Source organism: Candidatus Villigracilis affinis (assembly GCF_016705895.1).
Taxonomy (GTDB): Bacteria; Chloroflexota; Anaerolineae; order Anaerolineales; family Villigracilaceae; genus Villigracilis; species Villigracilis affinis.
Window position 1 is genome coordinate 159,225 of the sequence record NZ_JADJKT010000006.1, and the last position, 24,103, is coordinate 183,327.

Annotated in this window: 24 protein-coding genes; 15 read left to right on the plus strand and 9 right to left on the minus strand. The window is 49.1% G+C overall.

Annotated features, from left to right (window positions below):
- The first annotated feature begins 100 nt into the window (after positions 1–100).
- From IPI86_RS04600 to IPI86_RS04630, 7 genes are all read left to right on the plus strand, one after another.
- Entirely contained in the window at positions 101–730 is a 630-nt protein-coding gene (locus tag IPI86_RS04600) for an alpha/beta hydrolase (RefSeq protein WP_345296809.1), read from the plus strand.
- A complete protein-coding gene (locus IPI86_RS04605; protein ID WP_345296810.1) occupies positions 727–1,026 on the plus strand; it encodes a hypothetical protein in 300 nt (99 codons plus the stop codon). Before IPI86_RS04600 ends, IPI86_RS04605 begins: the two co-directional genes overlap by 4 nt.
- 321 nt (positions 1,027–1,347) lie before the next feature.
- Positions 1,348–1,809 (plus strand): DUF6174 domain-containing protein, encoded by a 462-nt coding sequence (locus tag IPI86_RS04610; RefSeq protein ID WP_345296811.1) that lies wholly within the window; start codon positions 1,348–1,350, stop codon positions 1,807–1,809.
- A gap of 211 nt (positions 1,810–2,020) precedes the next feature.
- On the plus strand, positions 2,021–2,779 hold the full coding sequence (locus tag IPI86_RS04615; RefSeq protein ID WP_345296812.1) for a methyltransferase domain-containing protein: 759 nt from the start codon (positions 2,021–2,023) through the stop codon (positions 2,777–2,779).
- Positions 2,780–2,937: 158 nt separating this feature from the next.
- Positions 2,938–3,732 carry an alpha/beta hydrolase gene (locus tag IPI86_RS04620; RefSeq protein WP_345296813.1) on the plus strand — a complete coding sequence of 265 codons (795 nt, stop codon included), beginning with the start codon at positions 2,938–2,940 and terminating at the stop codon, positions 3,730–3,732.
- Positions 3,733–3,918: 186 nt separating this feature from the next.
- Positions 3,919–4,416, plus strand: coding sequence for an AAA family ATPase (locus IPI86_RS04625; protein ID WP_345296814.1), 498 nt, complete (start codon positions 3,919–3,921; stop codon positions 4,414–4,416).
- A 257-nt stretch (positions 4,417–4,673) separates the two neighbouring features.
- Complete coding sequence (locus tag IPI86_RS04630) at positions 4,674–5,384, plus strand: alpha/beta hydrolase (protein ID WP_345296815.1); 711 nt, start codon at positions 4,674–4,676, stop codon at positions 5,382–5,384.
- Positions 5,385–5,479: 95 nt separating this feature from the next.
- On the opposite strand, the gene IPI86_RS04635 is transcribed toward IPI86_RS04630, so the two are convergent.
- On the minus strand, positions 5,480–6,337 hold the full coding sequence (locus IPI86_RS04635; protein WP_345296816.1) for an SDR family oxidoreductase: 858 nt from the start codon (positions 6,335–6,337) through the stop codon (positions 5,480–5,482).
- Between the two features lie 116 nt (positions 6,338–6,453).
- Here IPI86_RS04635 and IPI86_RS04640 point away from each other — a divergent pair, with 116 nt between their 5' ends.
- The 5 genes from IPI86_RS04640 to IPI86_RS04660 all read left to right on the plus strand — a co-directional run bounded on the left by IPI86_RS04640 (position 6,454) and on the right by IPI86_RS04660 (position 12,139).
- Entirely contained in the window at positions 6,454–7,014 is a 561-nt protein-coding gene (locus IPI86_RS04640; protein WP_345296817.1) for a TetR/AcrR family transcriptional regulator, read from the plus strand.
- Between the two features lie 16 nt (positions 7,015–7,030).
- Positions 7,031–7,660 (plus strand): SDR family oxidoreductase, encoded by a 630-nt coding sequence (locus IPI86_RS04645; protein ID WP_345296818.1) that lies wholly within the window; start codon positions 7,031–7,033, stop codon positions 7,658–7,660.
- Positions 7,661–8,061: 401 nt separating this feature from the next.
- On the plus strand, positions 8,062–9,318 hold the full coding sequence (locus IPI86_RS04650; RefSeq protein ID WP_345296819.1) for a hypothetical protein: 1,257 nt from the start codon (positions 8,062–8,064) through the stop codon (positions 9,316–9,318).
- Positions 9,260–11,503, plus strand: coding sequence for a tetratricopeptide repeat protein (locus tag IPI86_RS04655; protein ID WP_345296820.1), 2,244 nt, complete (start codon positions 9,260–9,262; stop codon positions 11,501–11,503). Before IPI86_RS04650 ends, IPI86_RS04655 begins: the two co-directional genes overlap by 59 nt.
- A gap of 105 nt (positions 11,504–11,608) precedes the next feature.
- On the plus strand, positions 11,609–12,139 hold the full coding sequence (locus tag IPI86_RS04660; protein WP_345296821.1) for a DinB family protein: 531 nt from the start codon (positions 11,609–11,611) through the stop codon (positions 12,137–12,139).
- Positions 12,140–12,243: 104 nt separating this feature from the next.
- Here IPI86_RS04660 and serC read toward each other — a convergent pair whose 3' ends face one another.
- Positions 12,244–13,335 carry a 3-phosphoserine/phosphohydroxythreonine transaminase gene (gene serC, locus IPI86_RS04665; RefSeq protein WP_345296822.1) on the minus strand — a complete coding sequence of 364 codons (1,092 nt, stop codon included), beginning with the start codon at positions 13,333–13,335 and terminating at the stop codon, positions 12,244–12,246.
- Positions 13,336–13,610: 275 nt separating this feature from the next.
- Between serC and IPI86_RS04670 the strand changes: the two genes are divergently transcribed.
- Positions 13,611–14,510 (plus strand): hydroxyacid dehydrogenase, encoded by a 900-nt coding sequence (locus IPI86_RS04670; RefSeq protein WP_345296823.1) that lies wholly within the window; start codon positions 13,611–13,613, stop codon positions 14,508–14,510.
- A gap of 118 nt (positions 14,511–14,628) precedes the next feature.
- Positions 14,629–15,945 (plus strand): DUF1015 domain-containing protein, encoded by a 1,317-nt coding sequence (locus IPI86_RS04675; RefSeq protein WP_345296824.1) that lies wholly within the window; start codon positions 14,629–14,631, stop codon positions 15,943–15,945.
- Between the two features lie 65 nt (positions 15,946–16,010).
- Here the strand turns inward: IPI86_RS04675 and IPI86_RS04680 are convergent, their stop codons facing one another.
- Positions 16,011–16,664 carry an RluA family pseudouridine synthase gene (locus tag IPI86_RS04680; protein WP_345296825.1) on the minus strand — a complete coding sequence of 218 codons (654 nt, stop codon included), beginning with the start codon at positions 16,662–16,664 and terminating at the stop codon, positions 16,011–16,013.
- 134 nt (positions 16,665–16,798) lie between these two features.
- Here IPI86_RS04680 and IPI86_RS04685 point away from each other — a divergent pair, with 134 nt between their 5' ends.
- Positions 16,799–17,545, plus strand: a complete 747-nt coding sequence (locus IPI86_RS04685) for a MerR family transcriptional regulator (protein ID WP_345296826.1) — start codon at positions 16,799–16,801, stop codon at positions 17,543–17,545.
- 49 nt (positions 17,546–17,594) lie between these two features.
- Here the strand turns inward: IPI86_RS04685 and IPI86_RS04690 are convergent, their stop codons facing one another.
- From IPI86_RS04690 to IPI86_RS04715, 6 genes are all read right to left on the minus strand, one after another.
- Positions 17,595–19,583 (minus strand): M6 family metalloprotease domain-containing protein, encoded by a 1,989-nt coding sequence (locus IPI86_RS04690; RefSeq protein ID WP_345296827.1) that lies wholly within the window; start codon positions 19,581–19,583, stop codon positions 17,595–17,597.
- 38 nt (positions 19,584–19,621) lie between these two features.
- Positions 19,622–20,566 carry an SH3 domain-containing protein gene (locus IPI86_RS04695; RefSeq protein WP_345296828.1) on the minus strand — a complete coding sequence of 315 codons (945 nt, stop codon included), beginning with the start codon at positions 20,564–20,566 and terminating at the stop codon, positions 19,622–19,624.
- A 229-nt stretch (positions 20,567–20,795) separates the two neighbouring features.
- Positions 20,796–21,581, minus strand: a complete 786-nt coding sequence (locus tag IPI86_RS04700; RefSeq protein ID WP_345296829.1) for an ABC-2 family transporter protein — start codon at positions 21,579–21,581, stop codon at positions 20,796–20,798.
- Positions 21,582–21,584: 3 nt separating this feature from the next.
- Positions 21,585–22,382, minus strand: coding sequence for an ABC-2 family transporter protein (locus tag IPI86_RS04705; protein ID WP_345296830.1), 798 nt, complete (start codon positions 22,380–22,382; stop codon positions 21,585–21,587).
- 39 nt (positions 22,383–22,421) lie between these two features.
- The gene (locus IPI86_RS04710) at positions 22,422–23,399 is read right to left on the minus strand and encodes an ATP-binding cassette domain-containing protein (protein WP_345296831.1); all 978 of its coding nucleotides are present in this window, start codon (positions 23,397–23,399) and stop codon (positions 22,422–22,424) included.
- A 55-nt stretch (positions 23,400–23,454) separates the two neighbouring features.
- Positions 23,455–24,099, minus strand: coding sequence for an SIMPL domain-containing protein (locus IPI86_RS04715; RefSeq protein WP_345296832.1), 645 nt, complete (start codon positions 24,097–24,099; stop codon positions 23,455–23,457).
- Between the last annotated feature and the right edge of the window lie 4 nt (positions 24,100–24,103).

The window sequence follows — 24,103 nt, forward strand, 5'->3', positions numbered from 1 at the left end:
TTTGGCCCAGGGTTCGTAGGTGATATTGCCGGTGTGTTTGCAATGTGAACGTGCGAGTGACGGTGGTGATGGGCTTATAATTTAGGAAGGAGATCTAATTATGGATGCGATCTTGATTCATGGAATGGGGCGGAAGCCGATGGCGATGTCTATTTTGGGGGCGAGGCTGTTGGCGGCGGGGATTCGTCCGCATTTTTTTGGGTATATGGTGGCGCTGGAGAGTTGGGAGCATTGTGTTTTGCGGTATGAGCGGTTTATCAACAGGCGCGCGGGGGCGGGGGATTATATTATTGTGGGACATTCTCTCGGTACGGTTTTGACGCGGGCTGTTTTGCCGAGGCTGATGCATAAGCCGAAGGCGTGTTTTTTTCTGGCTCCTCCAACGCGGGTTTGCAAGGCGGCGCGGACTTTTGGCCGCCGTGGGGTGGCGCGTTTCTTTATGGGGAGGATGGGGCGGGTGCTGACGAGCGATTCGTTCATGACCTCGCTGCCTGTTCCCGATGTGCCGACGAAAATTTACGCAGGGGTGGCTGGTCCACGGGGGCGGTTTTCGCCTTTCGGGGAGGAGCCGAACGATGGTCTGCTGATGGTGAATGAGACGCTTTTGCCGAATATCCCAGTGCAGACGGTGCCGGCACTGCATACGTTCATTATGAATTCAAAAACGGTGACTGAAGATATTGTGCGGATCGCGATGCGCCAGACAGGCATTGGGAGCGGGATTCTATGAAACAATGGTTTGCAAAGGGGCTCGGAGATGGGATCATGGCGGCGATGCCTGCGGCTGAGATCGAGGAGTTTTTTCTACCTTTGTTTCGGGATGCTGGGATGCCTGCGGATATGGCGGTGTTTACGCGGCATGAGTCGGAGGGGCGATTGCATTGTGAGGTGGTGGCTTATTTTTCGCCTGCGGCGGCGGAGGCTGCTCGGGCGGTGGGTGCGGAGCCGTGCGAGATGCCCGTGCGCAGCGGCCTGGGCCTGCTGGCGGGGGATGAGAGGGCTTGGGAGGCGTTGTTTGCTGAATAGACAAGTCCAAGACTTGTCTATTCACAGTTTGTTTTATGGAGTGCGTTCGTGAAATCCCTTTTCTTGTCCCTTTCTGGCCGTGACTGTATAATGCTGTTATGCAATATATAAGGTGTTATACAGCTTGAGTCTGTATAACACCCCGCACGAGGGTATTTTACAGCGCGAAGCTGTATAAAACATAGTTAGGCCGCGTCGTGAATGAGTGATTAAACCCAAATAAAAAAATTCCTCAGGTTGGTGGGTGTTTGGGTTATTCTTTTGATGTTTGGATTATTTCTATTTCAATCGCAAACTTATAAGGATTTCACGAAATACCAAGTGGCAAAGCAAAAATGGGAAAATCGCACTTTTTCAAATTATCGCTTGGTTGTATCCAGCAAACTTATGGGTTGCATATACGATGTCGAAATACAAAATGAAATGGTCATAAAAATAAATTCAACAGACACTTGCCCATCTGAATCATCGAGAGAAACAATAACTGATTTATTTGCAAATATCAAAGAATCCATCTCTCAGCCTGATTGCATTTTTGAATGTGGTTGTGAAGGGCGAACTCGCATTGAAGCAGATTACGACTCTAATTTGGGTTATCCGAAATCAATTCAGGTTTCAATTAATAAAGAATGGAGATGGCTTTATCCTAAATATTGGACTGATAAAATAGGGCAAAGGTTCGGAAAATATTGTCCGCCAAATTGCAAAATTGCCTGCAATCCACTTGGCGCAGACTTCTTTGATGAACGATTGACAGTACAATTACTACAAGCTTCACCTTGAATGGCTAAAGAAATTGAAAATAGAAAAACAAATCTTTGCAGCAAAAATGCGCCTAACAAAGCGTGCACCGGGGCCGGGGGATGCTGCGGGCATCTCCAGCAGTTTTACACGCCTTAGCATTTTTCGTGGGGACGGCTTCGCCGTCCCCACCCCAGCGCAGGTAACGCAAACCGTTGGGCAGGCTATCGTATTGAGCAATCGGTAAAAACTTATGCAATATAAATATGTAAAAGAACAACTGGACTATTCAGATTTCTCCAGTGGGCGAGTGTTTTACAGTTTGTCGGGACATCCTGCTTTTCCTGTCAGGCTGGCAAGTGAAATATTCCAACGTTGTGTAGCAAATCGAAAAACAATATATAATATTTCAACGCCATGCACCCTGTACGACCCCTGTTGTGGCGCAGCCTATCATCTTAGTGTTTTGGCTTATTTGCACAGAGAGCATATTCAAGAAGTAATTGGTTCGGATATAGATGAAAAAGCAGTCGCTTTGGCAAGCCAGAATCTCGGGTTGCTTGGTGTCGCTGGTTTGGATAAACGCATCAGCGAAATCTCTAAAATGCTCGAGTTGTACAATAAAGATTCTCACAAAGACGCTTTAGCAAGTGGATATATTTTGAAAAACAGAATCTCTGCTTTTGCTCAAGAACACCCATTAATCACAAGGGTATTTCAGGCAAGCGCCACAGACAGTAAAGCGATTATCAAAAACGTAAAAGCCAAATCGGTAGATATTGTTTTTACAGATATTCCTTATGGACAACACTCTCATTGGCACGGCTTGAATTCGAGTGAGTTAGTAGACCCGCTATGGTTAATGCTTAATGCACTTATTGACATCCTTTCCACATCAAGCATTGTGGCAATAGTTTCCGATAAGCAGCAAAAGGTATCGCATAAAGGTTTTCAACGTGTTGAGCAATTTCAAATAGGAAAGCGGCGAGTAGTTATCTTGAAGCCTATCTAAAAGCCGCCTGCCCAACAAAGCGTGCACCTGGCGCTGGGGCGCTTCGCGTGCGCCAATCTCAAGCAGTTTTCTACGCCTTTTCATTTTTCTGGCTGGACGCCCCAGCGCAGGTAACGCAAACCGTTCGGCGCTTTCTCGCAAACAACGATGAGACAATAATGAAAATGCAAAAACTACTCATGGTCTTGCTTGCTATCGTTTTTGTTTCTTGCGTACCACTTGCAACAGCAACTTCAACAGAAACACCAATGCCAACTGCCACTTTAGCATCAATCCGACCAACAAACTCAGTAGTCCTCACTTCAACTTCAGAACAACCATCACCTGTCTTTGATTTATCAAAATTTTCTTTTCCAAAATCGATTGACACGACAAAACATTATCTTTTCTACATTCATGGGAGAATTATTGAAGAACAAGGTATTCCAGCAATGGATCCTGTTTTTGGCGAATATGAATATCAGCCCATTTTAGAGAGATTTAGCAGTTATGGAGTTGTTGTCATTAGTGAGCAGCGGGTCAAAAACACTGACCCCATTGAGTATGCAAAAAGGATTCAAGAACAAGTCACGACTTTACTGAATGCTGGTGTTCCTGCAACAAACATTACAGTTGTGGGCGCATCAAAAGGAGCGTTCATTGCAATTTATGTTTCTCACTTCCTTGAGAACCAAGAAATAAAATTTGTCATTATGGGAATTTGTAACTCTGAGATTGTTGCAGACCTCAAACAAAACCGTATCTTTCTTTACGGGAAAGTCCTATCAATTTACGACTCTGCTGATTATCAATATGGTGGCTCATGCGAAGAAGTATTTATGCTTTCCGAAGGCAATAAAGGACTTTCCAGATACGATGAAATTGTTCTAAACATAGGAACAGGACACGGCATCCTTTACAAACCTTTAGATGAGTGGATAACGCCTGTTATTCAATGGGCTAGAGACCCATAATGTATGTTGCACAAGTTGGCAGCGCCCAACAAAGCGTATACCTGACGCTGGGGATTCTGCGGTAATCCCAAGCAGTTTTCTACGCCGCAGCATTTTTCTGGTTGGACGGCTTCGCCGTCCCTGCCCCAGCGCAGGTAACGCAAACCGTTGGGTATCTTTGACTCTCTTATTTATTGGAAACGAAACATGGGTGTGAAGAACTACTTAATCGACGGCGTTTCCTGTGCCGGTAAAACTACGGTCTGCGACGAGCTGCAAAGGCGCGGCTACCACGCCATCCACGGCGATGAGGAGTTGGCCTATTGGGGCGATCTAAAAACTGAGGGGCCTGTGGATGGTAGCTCTGACGAGCATCGTACTTGGATATGGGACGTTGAGAAGGTCAGAGCTTTGGTGGCCGATCAAAACCATGCGGTAACATTCTTTTGCGGTGGCTCCAGGAATTCCGACCGCTTCATCGGTCTGTTCGATGAAGTTTTTGTTCTTGAGATCGATCTGGATACGCTGAACCGGCGTCTTGCCGCCCGACCTGAAAACGAGTGGGGAGGAACGGCAAGTGAAGGAGAATCCTTTGCGCGATTACAACATGAGACAAAAGAGGGTCTTCCCAAGAACGCAATCATAATCGATGCAACGGCACCCCTCTCAAACGTCGTGGACACAATTCTTGAAAATGCCAGCTGATGAGTTGTGGAATAACGTTAGTATCAGAGTCTGTTCTAGATTATGTGACTGCCCTGATTTTTGCGGGATTTTTTAACGAAACGATTTTTTGTAGTTTCTATCTTAGTTTCTACAAGAGGGCTTTTCCGTAAATGCCACACAACACAGCGTGCAGCTTTTTGGACAGATTCTAGCCCGCCAACCGCTAACGCGAGCCGTTGGGTGGTTCAATCGTATTACTTATGTGTTCTAAAAAAGAGTCTGTCAAGGAGGTTGCTTTGACAAATCAAGAGGAAATGGTTGATATTGGAGGCGGCATTGGGCTTTGGGTAAACTGTATGGGACAAGGTAGCCCTTCGATTATCTTAGAATCTCCAGGGCCAGGTGTTGACAGTTCACCATGGATTGCAATTCAAGCTCAGTTAGCGCAGAGAACATGCACTTGTCGCTATGACCGCGCAGGGACAGGTAAAAGTACTGGTGCGGAATTAAACACCCCAACGATTCCGCCACGTACACAGGATTTAGAGAAATTATTGGAATTTGCACCCATTGAACCACCTTACGTCATGGTGGGGTACTCGTTTGGCGGCGCGATTGTATTGCGATACGCGCACCAGCATTTGGATCGCATGGCAGGATTGGTTTTAGTTGAAAGCCCGACTGAGGCAATCTTGAACAGTTATGCCAACGAAACACCGCTTACTCTTCCCGATACGGGCAGGCTTCCCCCACTTGGCAACTTGCCACTTGCTGTAATTACCGTAGATACTCAAGAATACATGCTGCCTAAACCCCCAAACATTTCTTCTGAAGAGGCGATGAAAGCATGGCAGAATACACAATCCGAATTAGTCATGCTCTCAGAGCAAGGCAAACAGATATTTGTAAAGGACACAAATCATTACAATATTCTGGGTAGCCATGCTGAAGATGTGGTTGATGCGATAATGGCGATTGTTGAGCAGCATAGAAAAAGTGGCTTCTAGTCCCAAGCCGCCCAACAAAGCGTGCGCTGCACGATTTACAAGTATTGTCCACGCCCGCCCCAGTATCATGCTTCGCGAACGCAAACCGATGGGTACTAAAGCCAATTGTCTCTGTAATCGATCACGTATTGTAGGAATGGGATCGGTTTGCGCCCTGTCAGTTTTTCCACTTCACTGGTTACGTTTTTTGCCATCCCAAATCTTGTGGATGTGTATAACCCCATCTGTACGAGAGCGAACATAAAAGGTGTTCCTCTTCGAATCGTTTCAGAAAGAAAATAAAAAGGATTCGGATTGCGATAAATGATCTTGCGCCCTAATACCTCGCTCATAATCCTCGCTGCTTCCCAATAATCGAGAGCCTCGATTCCAGTCAAATCGTAATTTTTTCCCGCGAGTCCCTCCTCGGTCAATGCCAAAGCCGCAACTGCGCCAATATCGCGGGCGTCAATGAAACTGGTTTTCGCATTCCCCACAGGGACAAAAATCTCATTGCGCTCCTTGATTTCCTTGCGATGCGTGGTATTAAGGTTCTGCATAAAGAAACTACAACGCAGGAAGGTGGTCTGCATGTTGATTTTATGAAGATAAGTTTCTACTTTGTAATGGGGGACGTATTTCGCATTCTCAATTCCAATCAACGAAAGAAAAACAACGTGCGTTACACCCGCCTGTTTTGCCGCATCCATAGACGGATTCATGTCGCGCTGGACATTAGTCAAATGCGGCGGACGCATATAGAACATCTTCTTCACATCTTTGAAGGTCGCCGCATAGGTAGTGGAATCAGTAAAGTCAAAGCGAACCGATTCCACCGAATTGCCAAATCTCTCCCTGAGTTTTTTTACGTCCATATCCGCTGCACGCACCTTACCACCTCTGGCTAAAACCTGCTTTACTACTTCCGCGCCCACGTTACCAAGCGCACCAGTCACTAAAATTGGGGATGTCATTTTTTTGTTCTCCTGTACTTGACTATATATAGACCAGTCGTTATAATAGCGTCGTTGTGCAGTTTTGAAAAGATGACAAATGACATGATTTATTCAAACAGGAGATTGAGGCTGAAATGAGCAATGTCCGCGAGCATATTCTACAGACTACTTGTGATTTGATGGAAAAACAGGGTTATCACGGGACTGGTTTAAATGAGATCGTTAAAGAAAGCGGCGCTCCAAAAGGGTCGTTGTATCATTATTTTCCTGAAGGCAAGGAGCAAATTGCATCTGAAGCGGTTTTGCAATCAGGCAAAGCGACTGCCGAGCGGATACAAAACGGATTAAGCGGTAATAGCAACGCAGCAAAGGCAATCCATGACTTCATTTTGAATATCGCTGACCATGTGGAATCATCGGGATTCGCGGCAGGTAGCCCCCTAACATCAGTAGCCATGGAAACCGCTACCAAATCCGAACGCATTAATGTGGCCTGCCGAGAGGCATACACCTTGCTGCAAACAGCATTCAAAGAAAAACTACTTGAAAGCGGGCTTACAAAGATAAAAGCGGAAGAATTGGGAACATTTATCACTGCCGCAGTTGAAGGCGGAATCATATTGAGCCGCACGCATCATTCAGGTGATCCCTTACGCACAGTAGCGAAACATCTCAAAGTGTTATTGTCACAATAAATTTTAAAGGAGAAAAATGAAAATCGTTGTATTTGGAGCATCTCGCGGAGTGGGGTTGAAAGTTGTGGAGCAAGCGTTGGAAGCAGGACATACTGTGACTGCCTTTGTCCGTTCACCAGAAAAATTTGGGGTCAAACATGCAAATTTAACCGTGTTCAAAGGCGATTCGATGGACGCCATTGCAGTCGAAAATGCAATTGCAGGGCAGGAAGCGGTAATCAGCGCATTAGGACCGTCGCGCCCGCCAGTTCCCCATATGATGGAGATTTCTGCAAAGAATATCGTGGCAGGGATGAAAAAGCATAGGATACGTCGTCTGGTTTCAACAACGGGCGCAGGTGTTCGTCAGCCCGAAGATCAGCCCAAACTGATTGACCATTTTATTGGCTTCCTGCTTAATCTTCTGGCAAAGGATGTAGTATTAGATTCTGCTGCGAATGTAAAAGTGATTCAGGCTTCTGACTTGGAATGGACAGTTGTGCGTTATCCGCGCTTGATGGATGGCGAACATACGCGCAAATATCAAATCGGTTTTGTCAGTAAAGAGTCGGGTACACAACTCTCCCGTGCAGATGGGGCTGATTTTGTATTGAAGGAATTGACAGAGAAAAAATGGCTCAATAAATTACCGCTGGTCAGCTATTAGAAAACCCCATCGGCAATTGGGTCTTTTCAACCTGGCAAAGCGTACACAGGCTGCTGGGATTGCCGACTCGGGTATGCGCACATCCCAAGAGTTTTCCAAGCCTTCTTGCTTGGGCGGGGAATCCTATGCGCCCGCTTGTGAACGCAGACCGTTGGATATCTGTTCTTTGCGGTTGAAAAGAAATCCCCTCAGCCTGGTCATCCTTATGGCTATCGCTTCGTACTGCCTCACCGATTACACCACCTGTTTATGCCTTGAAGTAAAATATACATTATCCAGCGTCTTTGGGAAGTGTTCAGTGTTTTAGTAAAATACGATTTGTGTTCCTTTTATTGTGAGTTTGTGCAGGATTCGTTTAATTTCCAGGAAACTTATAAATTAATTGATTGCAGAGGCCAGCCATGCCTGAATTGACAACCGATTTTCAATCCCTGCCAGAAGAATATCAGCATGTGATTCGGCTGGCAGAGGGCACCTACAAGATCACCGTTGCACCACTTCAATTATTGGTTGGAGGCTGGTCGGGTGCCGTCGTCTATCTTGTCAGCGTTTCATTTGGTGAGACCAAACGCGTCGAGCATTGCATTCTGAAGCTGGATCGCAAGGGGAAAAATGCAAAGTCGGATGAAGTAACTCGGCATAACACTGTATTGACAAAATCCACACCTGAGTTTGCACGTGAGCATATTGCCGAGTTGGTATACGACCGGGTTGAGCTTGAAGGCGCTGTTGCGATTTTTTACCGCATTGCGGGCCAGTCCTTGCTCAATTATTTACCCCTATCGAAGTATGAACGACAAAGTCAGCTTAAAACCCTGTTTGCACAAACAAATACGGTTCTGCTTTCAGAGTGGAATAAAGATTCGGCCTTTGAGCAGGCCGTTCATCCTCAGATGGTATTGAAAAACTGGCTCGGCTTTCGATTGGATGCGGGCGGTAATACGGAACGTTTTTTGCAGGAGACCTGCAAGGTTGATCCCGATATTGCAGGCTTGCTCATCAACGGACACGTATTTCCAAATCCATTGTTGTATGCGCGCAAGCCCGAGGCGTGGGGCAAGGCACGTTCCATCGATATCACTACTGGTTTCATCCACGGCGACTTGAACACGAATAATATTTTGGTCAAATTTGCAGACGACAAAGAATCACTTGAAGGCTACTATCTGATTGACTTCGCCCTCTTCAAAGAGGGCATGCCGCTTTTGTATGACCAGCGCTATTTGGAAATGTCCTATCTAATGCATGCGATGTCGCAGGTCTCTTTTGCGAAGCTTTCCAATTTTCTTATGTTGTTGGCAGTCGCAGATGTGCCTGACCCGTACAAGGTGCCGATCGAAGTGTCGGGCGTGAGTGCAGTGATCGGGTCGGCGCGAAGCGCGTTTTCAGCGTGGGTCGAAGCGAATCATCCAAGTCTGCATGATGATTTATGGGGACAGTACTGGCTGGCGGGTGTCGCGGCTGGGTTGGCATATACTCATAAAGCAGGTCAACCCGATGAACAGCGACTTGCTGGATTGATGTATGCCGCTGCCAACCTGAAACGTTATGCCACAATCTTTAAACTGCCCATGCCTACGAATGTGGAATTGCTTTACGATGAAAATCAAAGAGCGACGATTCGCAAAGCGCAACAAAACGAAGCGGCTAAAAAATAATCTTCCCGCTCAACCCACGCCCTTCATCGGGCGCACAAAACAGATCAAAGTGATCAAAGAATCGTTGCTCAACCCAGACACGCGCATCGTCACCCTCTTGGGGCCTGGTGGCACGGGCAAGACTCGTTTGAGTTTGCAAGTGGCGCAGGAATTGCTCGATCAATTTCCTGACGGGGTTTATTTCGTCCCGCTCGCCGATGATACCGATACCAATCAATTTGTCTCGCGCGTTGCCCAACAGCTCGCCGTTCGTGAGGGCGGGCGTCCCCTGCTTGAAAATGTCAAAGATTATTTGCGCGACAAACGCATGCTGTTGGTGATGGATAATTTTGAGCAACTTGTTTCCGTCGCGCCCGTCGTGGCAGAACTGTTGATCGCGGCTGCACAGTTAAAAGTTATCACCAGTAGCCGCATTGCGCTCAACCTGCTTGGCGAACGCGAGTTCCCCGTTCCGCCGTTGGATCTGCCGCAAGCTGACGATGAATCAGCGTGGGAAAATTTACTCGAAAACGAATCAGTCATCCTTTTTGTTGAACGGGCGCGGACAGCGCATCCGAATTTTGTTTTGACGGAAAACAACGCCTCTGCTGTCGCCGAAATTTGCCGCCGTCTCGATGGGCTTCCACTTGCCCTTGAGCTTGCTGCCGCCCGCATCAAACTCCTGCAACCGCAGGCGATCCTTGCGCGCCTGGACGACAAACTCAAACTGCTGACAGGCGGCGCACGTGACCTGCCCACGCGTCATCAGACTCTGCGCAACACGCTCGAGTGGAGTTACGACCTGCTAAATCAGGATGAGAAAATTTTATACGCCCGACTGAGCGTCTTCGTCGGCGGCTTCACATTCGATGCAGTTGAAGCAGTATGTAACCCAGATGGCAAGCTCGATATATTGGAAAGCCTTACCTCTCTTGTTAATAACAGTCTCGTGCGGCAGGAGGAGACCGCTGATGGCGAGCCGCGCTTTGGAATGCTTGAGACCATTCGTGCGTATGCGCTTGAACGTCTCTCTGCAGGTGGGGAGATGGAAGCATTGCGAGCCCAACATGCCATGTATTATGGCGATGCCATTGCCAACAAAATGGGTTTCATGCAGTTATATACTGCCAATGCCACGCAATGGCTGAATTGGCTCGAACGCGAGCACGATAATATTCGGGTTACTCTGGCATGGTGCCTGACCAATCGTCGTGGAGTTGAATTTGGCGCTGGTTTGGTCTCTATATTATTCTGGTTTTGGTACCGTCGCGGCTACTTTATTGAGGGCGTTATGTGGGCAGATCGATTATTGACGTCGCCCTTCATGCAGGCGGAATCGCTTCCCCGCGTGATGGCGCTGATGTCCAGCGGCATGCTGGCGGTCTGGCAGGGCAAACAGGATATTGGCTTGGCGCGATTACAGGAAGGCCTGGCGCTTGAACAAAAACTTGGAGATAAACAATGGCTTGCACCTATCCTCATGGGGAATGGAGTGGTGTTAATCAATATGGGGCGGGATAGAGATGCACAACCCTTCTTCGAGCAAGCCGTCGCCTTGTTTAAGGAACAGGGCGTTGCCCCATTCCATGCGATTACACTAGTCCATCTTGGAAATGCTGAGCTCGGATTGGGAAACCCCGAAAAGGCGCGTGCCTATCATGAGGAAGCTCTTGCTGAAGCCCGTGTAATTAGCGAAAATTGGTTAATTGCCTTCGCGCTTAACAATCTCGGTGAAGTTGCACGCACACAAGGTCAGTTTGATGCTGCACGGAAATATTACGAAGAGAGCGAGGCTTTATTGCGCGCCACGGGTGACCGCGGCGATGTAGCACGCTTCGTGCACAACCTCGGATACATCGCCCAGCACGAAGAAGATCTCGAGCTGGCTGAATCACAATTCAGAAAAAGCCTGACGATGTTCCGCCGTTTGGGCAATCGGCGCGGAATCGCTGAATGTCTTGCTGGGCTGGCTGGTTTGAAAGCGCAGCAAGGACAAACCGAATGGGGAGCGATTATGCTCAGTGCGGCAGAGTCTGTGTTGAAGATCACGGGCGGCGCCTGGTGGCCCGCCGACCGCGTGGAAGTGGAACGCAACCGCGCGATGATGCAATCTGCGCTTGGCCCGGATGAATTTGCAAAAGCGCAAAAGACCGGCGCGGCTATGAATATCGATCAGGCCATCGCCTTTGCAATGGATGAAGCATAAACTTGGTTGTGGTTTTTAAAAAGATTGGGTGTAAAACAGGTTTGTGCTATTACAGAAGAATCCCGAACTTCAATGGGAATCCAACATGAATTTCAGAGGCCAAAAATGACAGACTGGATACCCTGGTTTCGTTATCAACTCAAAGCCAGTGCAGATGGTTTTGAGTGGGCGCTTTCTCGAATCCCTTCACATCTTCACGAGCAGCTTCCGCCTGATCCCACCTACCTTGGCACCTGGTCACCGGCGCGCCATGTCTGGCACGTGACCGAATATGAAAGATGCCTTGCATTACCCTCAATGATCGATTGGCTGGAGATAGAGCAAATTGACGAAGATTGGCCCGACGATGACGAGGCCTGGGCTAAAGTGCAGGATCGTGGATTTGACACCTTGATCGCAAACTTCCGCCGCGTTCGGCAGCAACAGATCGAACTCCTCAATCAACTAACGGATGCGGATTGGGATATGCCGCGTGAGACATTGTGGGGACAAAAGCCGCTTTCCATGGTGGTCACCAAGACTTTTCAGCACACATACGAGCACGGCGATACACTCCTGAGGATGGGATTGTGGTGGGAAGAAATCCTGAAAGAACAGGCAGAAGAGGCTCGAAAATCAACCAGCGCTGACGCTTAGTTTGACCGGTACAAAGTCGAGTTAACAAAAAAGCCTTCGGATTTCCAATGGAAACCCGGAGGCTTTTACTATTCACTTTTTACTGACCACTATTTACTGATCGCTTATCCGTTCTTCTTCTGGAATTCCTTCATGAAATCGACCAGCGCCGTTGCGCCTTCGATAGTCACGGCGTTGTAAACAGATGCGCGCATACCGCCGACAGAGCGATGTCCCTTGAGGCCGATCAGATTATTCTTCTTGGCTTCCTTGGCGAAGGTATCTTCCAATTCTTCGCTGGGCAGGCGGAAGGGGATGTTCATCAGCGAGCGGGCATCAACTTTCGCGTGTCCGCGATAGAAACCGCCGCTTTGATCAATGGCATCATAGACCATGCCAGCCTTGACGCGGTTGGTCTTTTCGATGGCGGCGAGTCCGCCTTGCTTCTTAGCCCATTGGAAGACGAGCCCCACCATATAGATCGCGAAACTGGGCGGTGTATTGTGCAGGGATCCGCTTGCGGCGAGGGTCTTGTAATCCAACATCACAGGCAGGTTTTCGGGAGTGCGTTCGATCATATCGTCGCGGGCGATGACCACGGTCACGCCAGAGGGGCCAGCATTTTTCTGTGCACCAGCGTACAGGAAGGCATATTTCGAAACGTCAATCGGGCGGCTGATGAAATTGGATGAAGTATCGCAGACCAGCGGCACGCCATCGGGCGGGGTCGGCTCGGTGAAAAATTCCACGCCGTGGATGGTCTCGTTGGAGGTGAAGTGCAAATAGGCTGCTTTGGGGTCAAGATCGAGTTTGGCGGGGATGCAGTTGAATCCGTCCGTTTCGGTGTTGGCGGCGGCGCGGGCTGTGCCGAGTTTCTTCGCTTCCTTGATCGCGGTCTTGCTCCATGTGCCTGTCACGATGTAATCGGCAGAAGCGCCGGCAGGGCGCAGGTTCATCGCCAGCATCGCAAATTGCAAAGTGGCCCCGCCCTGCAGGAACATGATCTTGTAATTCGATGGAATGCCGAGCAGTTCACGCAGATCCGCTTCGGCTGTCTGGATGACCGCTTCGAATTCCTTCGAGCGATGACTGATTTCCATGACGGACATGCCCGTACCTTTGAAGTCGAGCAATTCTGCCTGTGCCTGTTGCAATACCTCAAGAGGTAGCGCACCGGGACCGGGATTGAAGTTGTATGCACGTTTGAGATCAGACATATGGTTACTCCTGTTTTGCTATGAAAGTTTTTACGGTTCATTCCTGACCGTTTGACTGGTTCTGTTTTCTTTTACATTCATTTCATTATAAATGGTTGTCAGACAAATCTACAAGAACAATATACATGATTCCATACTGATGTATGTCGTTGACAAAGATTTTTCTCATTGTTAGAATGACAGGCGTGGTAAATGTGACTTTCCAAACAGGAATTCAGCCGATTCGTCGGTTGGGTTCCTGTTATTAATTTCAGCCTCAATCAAGGAGAAACCCCATGAAAATCTTAATTTGCGACAAGACCGAAAAAGAATATATCGAACAAATGCGCGCCGCAGGCCTCACCGTGGACGTGCGTGATGATATCACTCCCGAAGAACTCCCCACTGTTCTGCCTGCCTATGATGGCATGGTGGTTCGTTCCCGCACCAAGGTGCGCCAGGCGTTGATCGACGTTTGCCCCAACCTGAAAGTGATCGTCCGCGGCGGCGCAGGCCTCGACACCATTGACCATGAATATGCCAAGTCCAAGGGCATTGCGGTCATGAACACCCCGCTGGCAAATTCCAAGTCCGTTGCGGAACTGGCGATCGGCTACATGCTGATGATGGCGCGTTCGCTCTACAAAGCCAGCGCCACCATGAAAGCTGACAAATGGGACAAAAAGAGCTTTGACGGTGACGAAATTGGCGGCAAGACCCTCGGCCTGATCGGCATCGGCAACATCGGCAAGGAAGTTGCCCGCCGCGCCATCGCCATGGATATGACCGTGGTCGCCTACGACCCCTACGTCAAGGAAGTGGAAGGCATCAAACTCGTCTCTCTCGATGAATTGCTCGCCCAGTCCGATTACATCAGCCTGCACCTGCCCAAGACCAAAGAATCTACCGGCATGATCGGCGCGGAGCAATTTGGCAAGATGAAGAAGGGCGTACGCATCGTCAACTGTGCCCGCGGTGGCATCGTCGACGAGAACGCACTCTACGACGCGCTGACCAATGGTCAGGTTGGAGCGGCGGCGCTCGATGTCTTCGCCGAAGAACCCCCCGTTGACTGGAAACTGATGAAGCTCGATAACGTCATCGCATCCCCGCATATCGGCGCAGCCACCAAGGAAGCCCAGGCCCGCGTCGGCGCGGAAGTTGCTGATAAATTGATCGCGTTTTCGAAGAAATAAAACCCATCGTCATTGCGAAGATGCAATTTGCCCGAAGCAATCTCCACATCGAGTTTGAGATTGCTTCGATCGGAAAAACGCTGCCTTCGCAATGGCGTAATTTTATTAAGGAGACGACATGAAAATAATTTCCGACATTGGCATTCAAATTCCGCAAGTGTATCTTCCCAAGCCCGGCACCGATTTGAAAAAGTGGGCCGTAATCGCCTGTGACCAATTTACTTCTGAGCCTGAATACTGGAATGACGTGGAAAAGATTGTCGGCGATGCACCCTCCACGTTGAACCTGACCTTCCCCGAAGTGCATCTTGAAAAAGAAGGCGGTGACCAGCGAATTCAAAATATTCAAACCACCATGCGCAAGTACATGGACGATGGCGTTCTTCAGCCGCGCGATGGGCTTATTTATGTGGAGCGCACCGTTGCAGGCAAAACCCGCAAAGGTGTGGTTTTATGTCTCGATCTCGAAGCCTACGATTACAACAAAGGCTCATCGAGTCTCATCCGTGCCACTGAAGGAACCATCGTAGATCGCCTTCCTCCACGCATCAAGATCCGCGAAGGCGCAGCGATGGAATTACCGCATATCCTCGTGTTGATCGATGATCCTAATCGCACTGTTATCGAGCCGCTGTCTGCTGCAAAAGCGAAGCTCGAAAAAATTTATGATTTCGACCTCATGCTCGATAGCGGTCACCTTGCCGGTTACGCCGTAAGTGAGGAATTTGAAAATAAGGTTGTAGAAGCCCTGCGCGGACTCGCCAAACCTGAAACCTTCGCCGCCAAATATGGCATCGGCAAAGACCAACCTGTTCTGCTCTTTGCGATGGGTGATGGCAATCATTCTCTTGCCACAGCCAAAGCCATTTGGGAAAAGATGAAGCCGCAGGTCGGCATGGATCATCCTTCGCGTTATGCGTTGGTTGAGATCGAAAATGTCCACGATGAGGGGCTTGAGTTTGAACCGATCCATCGCGTATTGTTCAACTTGAAGAAAGATTTATTCGCGGAGTTGAAGAAAACCTTTGGCGATAACTTTAGCTATACTGAAGTTGCCAGCGGCGAAGCAATGATTCAAAAGGTAGATTCTGCGGATGGTCAGAAGCAGGCGATCGGTCTGGTTGGAGGCGGGCAGAAATTTGGCGTGATCGAAATCGCGCACGCGTCATCCAATCTGGCAGTTGGCACCATCCAATCCTTCATCGATTCATTCCTCAAAGATGGCGGCGCGGAAAAAGTGGATTACGTGCACGGCGAAGATGTTGTCGAGCGTTTGGCTTTGCAGGCGGGTAACGTGGGCTTTTATCTTGCAGGTATGCACAAATCCGATCTGTTCAAGACCGTGATCCTCGATGGCGCATTGCCGAGAAAAACTTTTTCGATGGGTGAGGCGCGTGAAAAACGCTTTTACATGGAAGCAAGAAAAATTTCGTAGTTGAGTTTGTAGGTGTTTTCAAGTTTGCAGGTTGGCAGATTCTAACTTGTCAACCTGCAAACCTTTTAATTTGCCAACTTCAAACTTCTTAACGCTTTTTGAAAATCAGCGGGGTAAGGTGCGGTAAAGGTAAGTCGCTCATTTGATGTCGGATGGTCAAACGATAATGAATACGCGTGCAAAGCGGCGCGCGAGATGATATCTGTTTCGGGGGCGCTGTAGAGGATGTCTCCCAAAAGCGGATACCCCAACGCGAAGGCATGGACTCTGATCTGATGCGTTCGCCCCGTCATGGGCATCGCCTCTGCCAAAGCCGACAGTTGATTCTGTTTCAAGATTCTGAATCTCGTCTCAGAGCGGACTCCGTTTCGATTATCCACAACGGTTCGGTGTTTGCTGCCCACATTGGCCCGCAGTGGGAATTTCGTGATCTTATCGAGCCATTTCGGCGAGCCATTCAAAATGGCGTGATATGTCTTTTCCACAAGATGTTTTTCAAATTGAATATTCAGCGAGCGGTGCGCTTCGGCGGTTAATGCAAAGATAATGATGCCGCTGGTGCTTTTGTCGATACGATGCACGACCCAGGCTTTGTTGAATTCCTCTTCAAGCATTTTCACGAGATAAGGCGCATCCTTATCCCAGCCGTCAGGCAAAACGGGGAGGTCGGCAGGTTTGTTGATTACAAGTATGTCATTGTCTTTATGAATGATTTGCATTTATTCCTGTTTATGGATCTTTTTGAGATATATGTCGGGTATTGGTTGTGCTTGAAAACTTTTTAATTGTTTTATTTTACCTGTTATCCAAAAACCCTTGACATTAACGTTACGTAAGGGTTTATAGTAGCGCCATGTTCACAGTCAAACAGCTTTCCAGCATGGCTGGCGTCACCCCGCGGACGCTGCACCATTACGATGAAATCGGCCTTCTCAAACCATCCCGAATTGGCGAGAATGGTTATCGCTACTACGGGGAGGAGGCTCTGTTGAAATTACAGCAGATCCTGTTCTATCGCGAGTTGGATATACCGCTGGACGAGATCAAAAAGATCATGGGACGCCGTGATTTTGATGTGCTCGGGGCGCTGCAAAGCCATAAGGATGCATTGAACAAGCAGGCGGTGCGGATTGATCGCCTGATTCAGACCGTGGACAATACGATTCAACATTTGAAAGGAAAAACGAAAATGAGCGAAAAAGGACTTTTCGAAGGCTTTAGCGAAGAAGAGCAGGAGAAATATGCCAAGGAAGCCGAGCAGATGTACGACCCCGAAACTGTGCGCGAATCAAATCGCAAGTGGAAGGCGTACTCTGCGGCCAAGAAGGAAGCCATTTTGGCGGAAGGCAAGGCCGTTTACATGGACATGGTCGCCGCGATGCCGAAAGGCTCGGCCTCGGCTGAAGTGCAGGCCATCGTCGAACGCTGGCGCAAACACATGGACTACTTCTGGACGCCGAATCTCGATCAACTGCTTGGCTTGGCAGAGGGCTACTCTGACGATCCGCGCTTCAAAGCCAACTTCGATAAAATGCACCCGAATCTTGCCGAATTCATGCGGGAAGCTGTAAAGGTGTATGTCGAAAAGAATAGAAAGTAAGAATCAAAAGAGGGCGGGCTTATGCAGCCCGCCCTCTTTTGATTCGGTTTCAGTCCGGTATTTTCAGCTCCCAGCCGATTTCAACCAGGTTTTTGTTGGTAAGCAGACCGGGGTAGGCAAGTTTGTTTTCCGCTACGAGTTTATCCACGGTCGTATGATACTTTTCAGCGAGGGTGGTGAGGTTTTCTTTAGAGGCAACCCTGTGTATACGCTTGGGTTTGCTGTAGACCTGGCCATTATGTATAACTGCCAGATAGCGCGAACTCACTGGGAAACCGTCCACTGCGGTGATGTGGAGCCACTGGTCGCCAACTTTCTGCTCAGCTGTTGGTTGTGCTGTGCTGGCCGTCCATAGGACGTCTCCTGTTAACGTATGGATACCTTTGAGTGTCTGTGTTGTCTTCGTTGAGGTACTGGTGCCTTCACGTAAATTTCTTTCGGTTACGACGGTTACGGTATAGGTGGGGTTCCCTTGATCTTGGGTTTCGATCAAGGTTGACACGTCTTGCTCCGCTGCTTTGAAAGTCATCATCGTTCCAATTGAACCGATCTCTTTGATGTTCAGCCCGGATGGTGTGCCATCCCACCACTTGCTGCTTGGGTTGGTTGTCTCACCGAAATGGTCGTTGATACCTGCACCAAAGAGGTCGGTTGCATCTCCGTATGGATATGAACTGTACTCCAGATCATTCCGCCCGTCAGCTTGCACCACTGAACACTCATAGTGATATAGAGAATTCATATGCTCATACTGGTTGTTCCCCAATTCGTCGATATGCCAGATTACCAGACCTGAGCCGGGTAGCGCTGCGTCTCGCCCTGAATTGCTCCGATTTTCAATAATATAATATTCGGTCGGCGCTGAAGCCTTGCGGTGAATAAAAAATTGATTTGTCTCAGCCTGTATCGTTACGCTCAGGCCTGGGGTGATATTGATCGCTGATTTTGCCCAACCGGCTTTGTACTTGAGGTAGGGATTAATATGAGCGGGGTTCTTTGGATTGATATTGCCGCCCATGCACATAAGGCAAAACTGACCAACGCCCGCAGACTCCTTTCCGTAATCATACAGATCAGGGAAGTCGCAGATCATGTGCCCGTTCTCGTGGCAAAAAGTGCCCAGCGAGAGTTCACTGGACATATCCGTGATCTGATAGTCATGTGTGCTTTTGCCCGGGATGAGTTCGTAGGGTATCAGCATGGAAGATTGATGCGGCCAGAGACCCTTTGCCCAATTGTTGGAACAACTTCCTGCGTAAAAGACATTTGTTGCGTACAAATATCCCATCTCATCTGCTGTCAACTTGCTAAAGTCGAAACCTTGAGCCTTGAGATGGCTTAATGCTTCCTTGATCAACTCCCGGGCTCGATCCCCTTGCGGGATGGCTTCGTTTGTATAGTAACTTCGCGGTTGTTTTGCCATATAGTAGGGGGTAACGATATTCTTGTACCTAAGCCTGCCGCCTGATACAGCGTAGAAATAGTCGTATACAGACCCATTATTCCCGAAGCCGTTGTATCCTATTTTGTTGCAAAAGTCATCCACCTCTTCACGGGTAATGGTCCCTGGCACATCTGGAAACTGGATCAACAAACAAAGGCCGGTGAAATCTCCGATCGTTTGGCGGGTGGGTGGCGCGGCAGAGATACCAGGTGCTGCGGCAGCGCCATGTAGACCCGATTTGAATTGCTTCCGACGTTCTTCCCAACGGGATCCCCTGTTGGGCAATCCGCTTTCCCGTGCCTTTGCTTTGGCAGCCTCAAGCTTTACTCGCACACCTTTGACCAGGCCAAGTTTATCTTCGCCAAGCTTTTCGGTTTTGGTAATGCGAGGTCGGATTCCTGTGGGAATTAATTCTTCACCATCAGAGCTTAACTCTGCGTAAACATAAAACTTTGTGATTGGGTCTTTAACCACAGTGTAACCGTTTAGGCACTCAAAGACTGCCTGATGTTGGTTGCCCCAGCCCTTAACCCAGAGTTCGGATCCGTCAGGTTGAGTGAAGGTGAACTGTTTTCCACTAAATGGCGTTGACATGGATGACTCCTTTTCTGCTTTTTTATGTTATTTGGTACTTACGGAAATTTACATGGGTTGGGCGCTGGGAGGCCATTGCGTCCGCCACAGAACGTATCTCCATCAGCGATGCCGACAAATTGATTGTGGTTTGATCCGACGGCAAACTGAATCTGATAGGAGAAACGGTTTGATTCGAAGCAATCCCCGTTCGAGTCGAATTGCGCATCCTGTACCTCGCCGCTGAGCGATTCATCCGAAAAGAATGTCGAGTTTACACTGTCGAATCCCGGGGCGCAGGTATTCCAGTCGGTATCCCACTCAAAGGTGTTTCCATCGAACCTTATCTCAATGTCCATGCCAAAACTTCCCCACAAAACATGCCACACCCCGGGCCAATCCTCGAGGAAGGGAGGCGTTTGTTCGGGGATATTGGATGTGTTCCCACTGACACTGCCCAAGTCCTCTGAAACATAGCATTTTTTACCATCTGAAGTTTGGACAAACCACCAACTAAAGCCGGAATGCGCCGAGCTTTTTCCGATAATGGGTACGGTTTGACCCTTGTTGACCTGCCTGTCGTCCTTATAGTGTGTGCTGGGTCCCTGTCGACAAAAGGAATTTTGATTGGCTGTGAACATGGGGCCGGTTGGAATTGCCTGAGTGGTGGCAGCCGCGGCTTGCTGCGCCGACGATTGCTGCTGGGCGAAGGCTGTTTGCTGCACCGCTAGCGCCACCTGGGTTTGTTGAATGGATGGATCTCCCTGTGCGGCGGCAGGCGGCAGTGTTTGTGAGATTGATACTGCCGGAACTTGTGGTTGAGCCAGCGCTGTTTGCTGGGCCGCCAGCGCCACTTGGGTTTGCTGCAACGGCTGGGCTTGCGCTGTTTGCTGGATCGCCAAAGCGACCTGGGTTTGTTGCACTGTTGGGTTCGGTGCGACGCCGCAAGCGAGGCTGAATAGAAGAACAAGTAGAACAGTTAGCAGTTTCCTATGATTTGACATTTGTTTAACCTTTCTAGTTGTCTTTCACAGTTTGCTGGGAGGTGGGTTTTAGCAAACTGTCTCTGCCTAAATTGGGTAATTAGGCTAATAACAGTCTACTTGGCGGGCGTATCAAGAACGTATCAAGGAATTGTGGCAATTGTTTGCCACAGGGAACAAAAAACGCTGATTTTGCTTTTTCAGCTAAAACCAGCGTTTTGCACGAATGATTTGTAAAAGGGAAGGGTGATTAACTACTTGCCCCACTGTAGCGTTTAAGCCCCGCCTTCCAGATTTGCGAAGCGATTCCGAAGCTGATGAATCCAATGGAGGCGAAGAGCAGGGTGCTGGCCAGAGTCAAGTCGCCGCGCAGGGCCTGCAATGGAATTGTCGTTGCGACAGCGATGGGGATGATGAAAGTGACGATCACTCTTAACCAGACAGGATACACCGTGGCGGGATATCGGCCAGCATCCAGCAGTGCTTGCAGGATGGTGACGTTGTTGTCGAATTTGGTAAACCAAAAGGTCATCGCGATCAGGACGATCCACAGGCTGTAGATGACGAGCGTGCCTGTGGTGGCGAGCAGGATAAAGGTCAGGATTTGAAGCGCGGTGATTGAGTCACCAGACATGTTGATGCCCACCACCATCAACACAACCGCAAGCACCAGATCCCAGATCCTCCAGACGGTGATGCGCGAAAAAGTGACGAGGAACATGCTGTTGACAGGCTGGAGGATGGTGTAATCCATCGAACCATCGCGGATGCTTGCGTTGAATTTTTCGGTATTAGGCCAGATGAGCGCGATCATCATCGTGTTGACAAGGCGGAATACTCCTAATAGCGCGATCAACTCGCCGATGCCCCAGCCGCCAAGGGTTTCTGTGTTATTGAAAATAATGTTGAGGCTGAGCAGTTCCCAGCCGAGCCACATCAGATTGAGCAGAATATTCACCACCGTATCGGCACGATAGGCAAGTGCCATTTGAACATTGACTTTGAAGAATGCAGAAAGAAGTCTGAGAGTATGCATGGGTTACGCTCCAACTGCTGAATAACGCTTCACGCCATTGCGCCACACCCAGGTAAAGAATAGCCATGCAATGCCGAGCCAGATGAATGACATCACATAGCCCTGCACGATCTGTGCGGAGGATAGTTTTCCAAGAATCAGCTGAACGGGGTAATAGATCAATAGTTGGAATGGAAGATATTGGGCAATATCCTGAACGATCTGCGGCATGAGCGTGAGCGGCACGAACTGACCTGAGAACAGCAGGATCAACGCAAAATAAAATTCGTGGATGGAATAAACGCGCGTCGTCCAAAAGGCGAGGGAGGTGATGGCGGCTGAAAGCAGATAGCCAGTAAAGAACGCCAGGATCATGGCGGGGATGGCAAGGGCGATGCCCGTCCACGAAATGCCGCTGAAATCGGGTTTGTAAAGGAAAAACAAAATGATCCAAATGGGAAGCAGGCCCATAATGGTCAGCGCTTTGAAGGCAATGTTGTTGACGAGTCCATTCGTCAGCAAGGGATGGATGGGGCGAATCAATTCACCTGAAAGTGAACCATCCTGAATTTTGTATCCGAAGGTGTGAATAACAATGTTGCTGGTGAACTGATCAGCGATCAAAAGCACCATGTAATAGGTGGTGAAATCATTGGCGGTAAATCCGTTCACGTCGCCTTTGACGTTGGCGATGCTGGTCCACACGGCGAGATAAATGATGGGCGAAACCAGCCAGTACAGTAAGTACATCAGCAGGTTGGCGCGGTATTGCCATTGCTCCGCCCAATTCACCTGCCAGAGTCGTTTGATGATAAGTAACATATAAAGCTCCTTCCTTTTGCGCTGAACGAGACGAAGCAATTATTGATTGAACGCCTGCTCGATGACATCCTCGATGGGTGGATCGGCGATGGTAATGTCGTGGACTGGCAGATCAGCCAACAGTTTGGAGGTGACCCGCGTCACATCCTCGGCCTTGACCTGGATGTACTGCTTCTCCGCATCTTCCTCATTTTGAACGGGTTCGCCATACTTTGAAAGATCATGCGAATTGGGTTCTGCCAGCCGCACCCCGATCAATTTGAACGGTGCGATCCTGCGTGAGAGGTCGTTGATGCCGCCGTCGTATTTGAGGTTGCCGTGATGAATAATGATAATGCGTTCGCAGAGTGCGGTCACATCGGCCATGTAATGACTGGTCAGAAGAATGGTCGCGCCTGTGCGTTTGTTGTACTCGCGCAAAAATTCGCGGATGCGTGCCTGACCCGTGATATCAAGCCCAATGGTGGGCTCGTCCAAAAACAAAACCTTGGGACGGTGAAGCAACCCTGCGGCGATCTCGCATTTCATTCGTTCGCCGAGGGAAAGATTGCGCACTGGTTTTTTCATCAAAGGCTCAAGTTCGAGCAGTTCATCTAATTCTTTGTAAGTTTGCTTGTATTCATCGTCAGGGATTCGGTAAATGGCCTGATTGAGCAAAAACGAATCCGCCGCGGGAATATCCCATGAAAGGCGGTTGCGCTGTCCCATGACGAGGGTCATCACGCGCAGGTATTCGGGCTTGAGCTCCCACGGAGTAAACCCGAGCACTTCGGCTTTGCCGCCAGTGGGGTGCAGCAAACCAGAGAGCATCTTGAGCGTGGTGGTCTTGCCTGCGCCATTCGGGCCAAGGAAGCCGACGATCTCTCCCTGCTCGATCTTGAAATCCACCTGTTGAACCGCTTTTACATCCTTGTATTTACGTTTGAAAAAACTGCGGACTGCCGCGCCAAAACCACCTTCGCGCTCGGGCACTTGATAGGTCTTGCTAAGTTGTTGTACGTTGATCGTGGGGGACATAATAAATCCTTCCTCTGTAGGGAGAAAGGATTTTATCATTAGTAGAACAAAAGTGCTAGTCTTGAAATTCAGACACCCGATACCAGATGTCCACGTGCAGGTGGAGGGTTTTTGTATGTTGGATATCCATTTCCAGGTTTTGTTCGGCGGGCGCTGCCGCTCCGCGAAACATAGGCGCTGCCTGCATTTGAAACCGTGGCGCTTCATCGTCCATGGGTGTTTCGAGATAATCATAGACCCCGATCAAATTCACGCCCAATGCATGCGCCACCTGTTGTGCTTTTTTCTTTGCGTTTTCGAGTGCGCGGCTCAAAAGCTGCTGACGGGTTTCATCTTCATCGTACCGCCATTCGATTCGTTCAAGTGTGGCATTCTTTTGCGAGGAAATGACATCGAGGATCGCGGCCAGTTTTTCCAGGTCTTCACAGCGGATTTTGAGACGGTACACCGCATTGGATGACTTCAACAAAGCGCCGCCCGTCTGCTCAAGATGGACTCCCTGAAGGAAGAACGCTTCGCTCTTAAGCCCGAGGCTGGTCAGCGCTTCGATGAGTTGATTCACCTCTTTGGCTTTTTTCATCGCCTCGCTTCCGCTGACCAGTGATGTGCCTTTGATGGTCACATACAAATCCGCGTGCGTGGCAGAGATTTCCTCTTTCTCCATGATGGAGATTTTGATGGTGTCAGGTTTGGTGGTCATAAGT

Coding starts and splice junctions, on each gene's coding strand:
- IPI86_RS04600 (WP_345296809.1), top strand. CDS start 101: ATGGATGCGATCTTGATTCATGGAATGGGGCGGAAGCCGATGGCGATG.
- IPI86_RS04605 (WP_345296810.1), top strand. CDS start 727: ATGAAACAATGGTTTGCAAAGGGGCTCGGAGATGGGATCATGGCGGCG.
- IPI86_RS04615 (WP_345296812.1), top strand. CDS start 2,021: ATGCAATATAAATATGTAAAAGAACAACTGGACTATTCAGATTTCTCC.
- IPI86_RS04620 (WP_345296813.1), top strand. CDS start 2,938: ATGAAAATGCAAAAACTACTCATGGTCTTGCTTGCTATCGTTTTTGTT.
- IPI86_RS04625 (WP_345296814.1), top strand. CDS start 3,919: ATGGGTGTGAAGAACTACTTAATCGACGGCGTTTCCTGTGCCGGTAAA.
- IPI86_RS04635 (WP_345296816.1), bottom strand. CDS start 6,337: ATGACATCCCCAATTTTAGTGACTGGTGCGCTTGGTAACGTGGGCGCG.
- IPI86_RS04640 (WP_345296817.1), top strand. CDS start 6,454: ATGAGCAATGTCCGCGAGCATATTCTACAGACTACTTGTGATTTGATG.
- IPI86_RS04645 (WP_345296818.1), top strand. CDS start 7,031: ATGAAAATCGTTGTATTTGGAGCATCTCGCGGAGTGGGGTTGAAAGTT.
- IPI86_RS04650 (WP_345296819.1), top strand. CDS start 8,062: ATGCCTGAATTGACAACCGATTTTCAATCCCTGCCAGAAGAATATCAG.
- IPI86_RS04655 (WP_345296820.1), top strand. CDS start 9,260: ATGAAAATCAAAGAGCGACGATTCGCAAAGCGCAACAAAACGAAGCGG.
- IPI86_RS04660 (WP_345296821.1), top strand. CDS start 11,609: ATGACAGACTGGATACCCTGGTTTCGTTATCAACTCAAAGCCAGTGCA.
- serC (WP_345296822.1), bottom strand. CDS start 13,335: ATGTCTGATCTCAAACGTGCATACAACTTCAATCCCGGTCCCGGTGCG.
- IPI86_RS04670 (WP_345296823.1), top strand. CDS start 13,611: ATGAAAATCTTAATTTGCGACAAGACCGAAAAAGAATATATCGAACAA.
- IPI86_RS04675 (WP_345296824.1), top strand. CDS start 14,629: ATGAAAATAATTTCCGACATTGGCATTCAAATTCCGCAAGTGTATCTT.
- IPI86_RS04680 (WP_345296825.1), bottom strand. CDS start 16,664: ATGCAAATCATTCATAAAGACAATGACATACTTGTAATCAACAAACCT.
- IPI86_RS04685 (WP_345296826.1), top strand. CDS start 16,799: ATGTTCACAGTCAAACAGCTTTCCAGCATGGCTGGCGTCACCCCGCGG.
- IPI86_RS04690 (WP_345296827.1), bottom strand. CDS start 19,583: ATGTCAACGCCATTTAGTGGAAAACAGTTCACCTTCACTCAACCTGAC.
- IPI86_RS04695 (WP_345296828.1), bottom strand. CDS start 20,566: ATGTCAAATCATAGGAAACTGCTAACTGTTCTACTTGTTCTTCTATTC.
- IPI86_RS04700 (WP_345296829.1), bottom strand. CDS start 21,581: ATGCATACTCTCAGACTTCTTTCTGCATTCTTCAAAGTCAATGTTCAA.
- IPI86_RS04705 (WP_345296830.1), bottom strand. CDS start 22,382: ATGTTACTTATCATCAAACGACTCTGGCAGGTGAATTGGGCGGAGCAA.
- IPI86_RS04710 (WP_345296831.1), bottom strand. CDS start 23,399: ATGTCCCCCACGATCAACGTACAACAACTTAGCAAGACCTATCAAGTG.
- IPI86_RS04715 (WP_345296832.1), bottom strand. CDS start 24,099: ATGACCACCAAACCTGACACCATCAAAATCTCCATCATGGAGAAAGAG.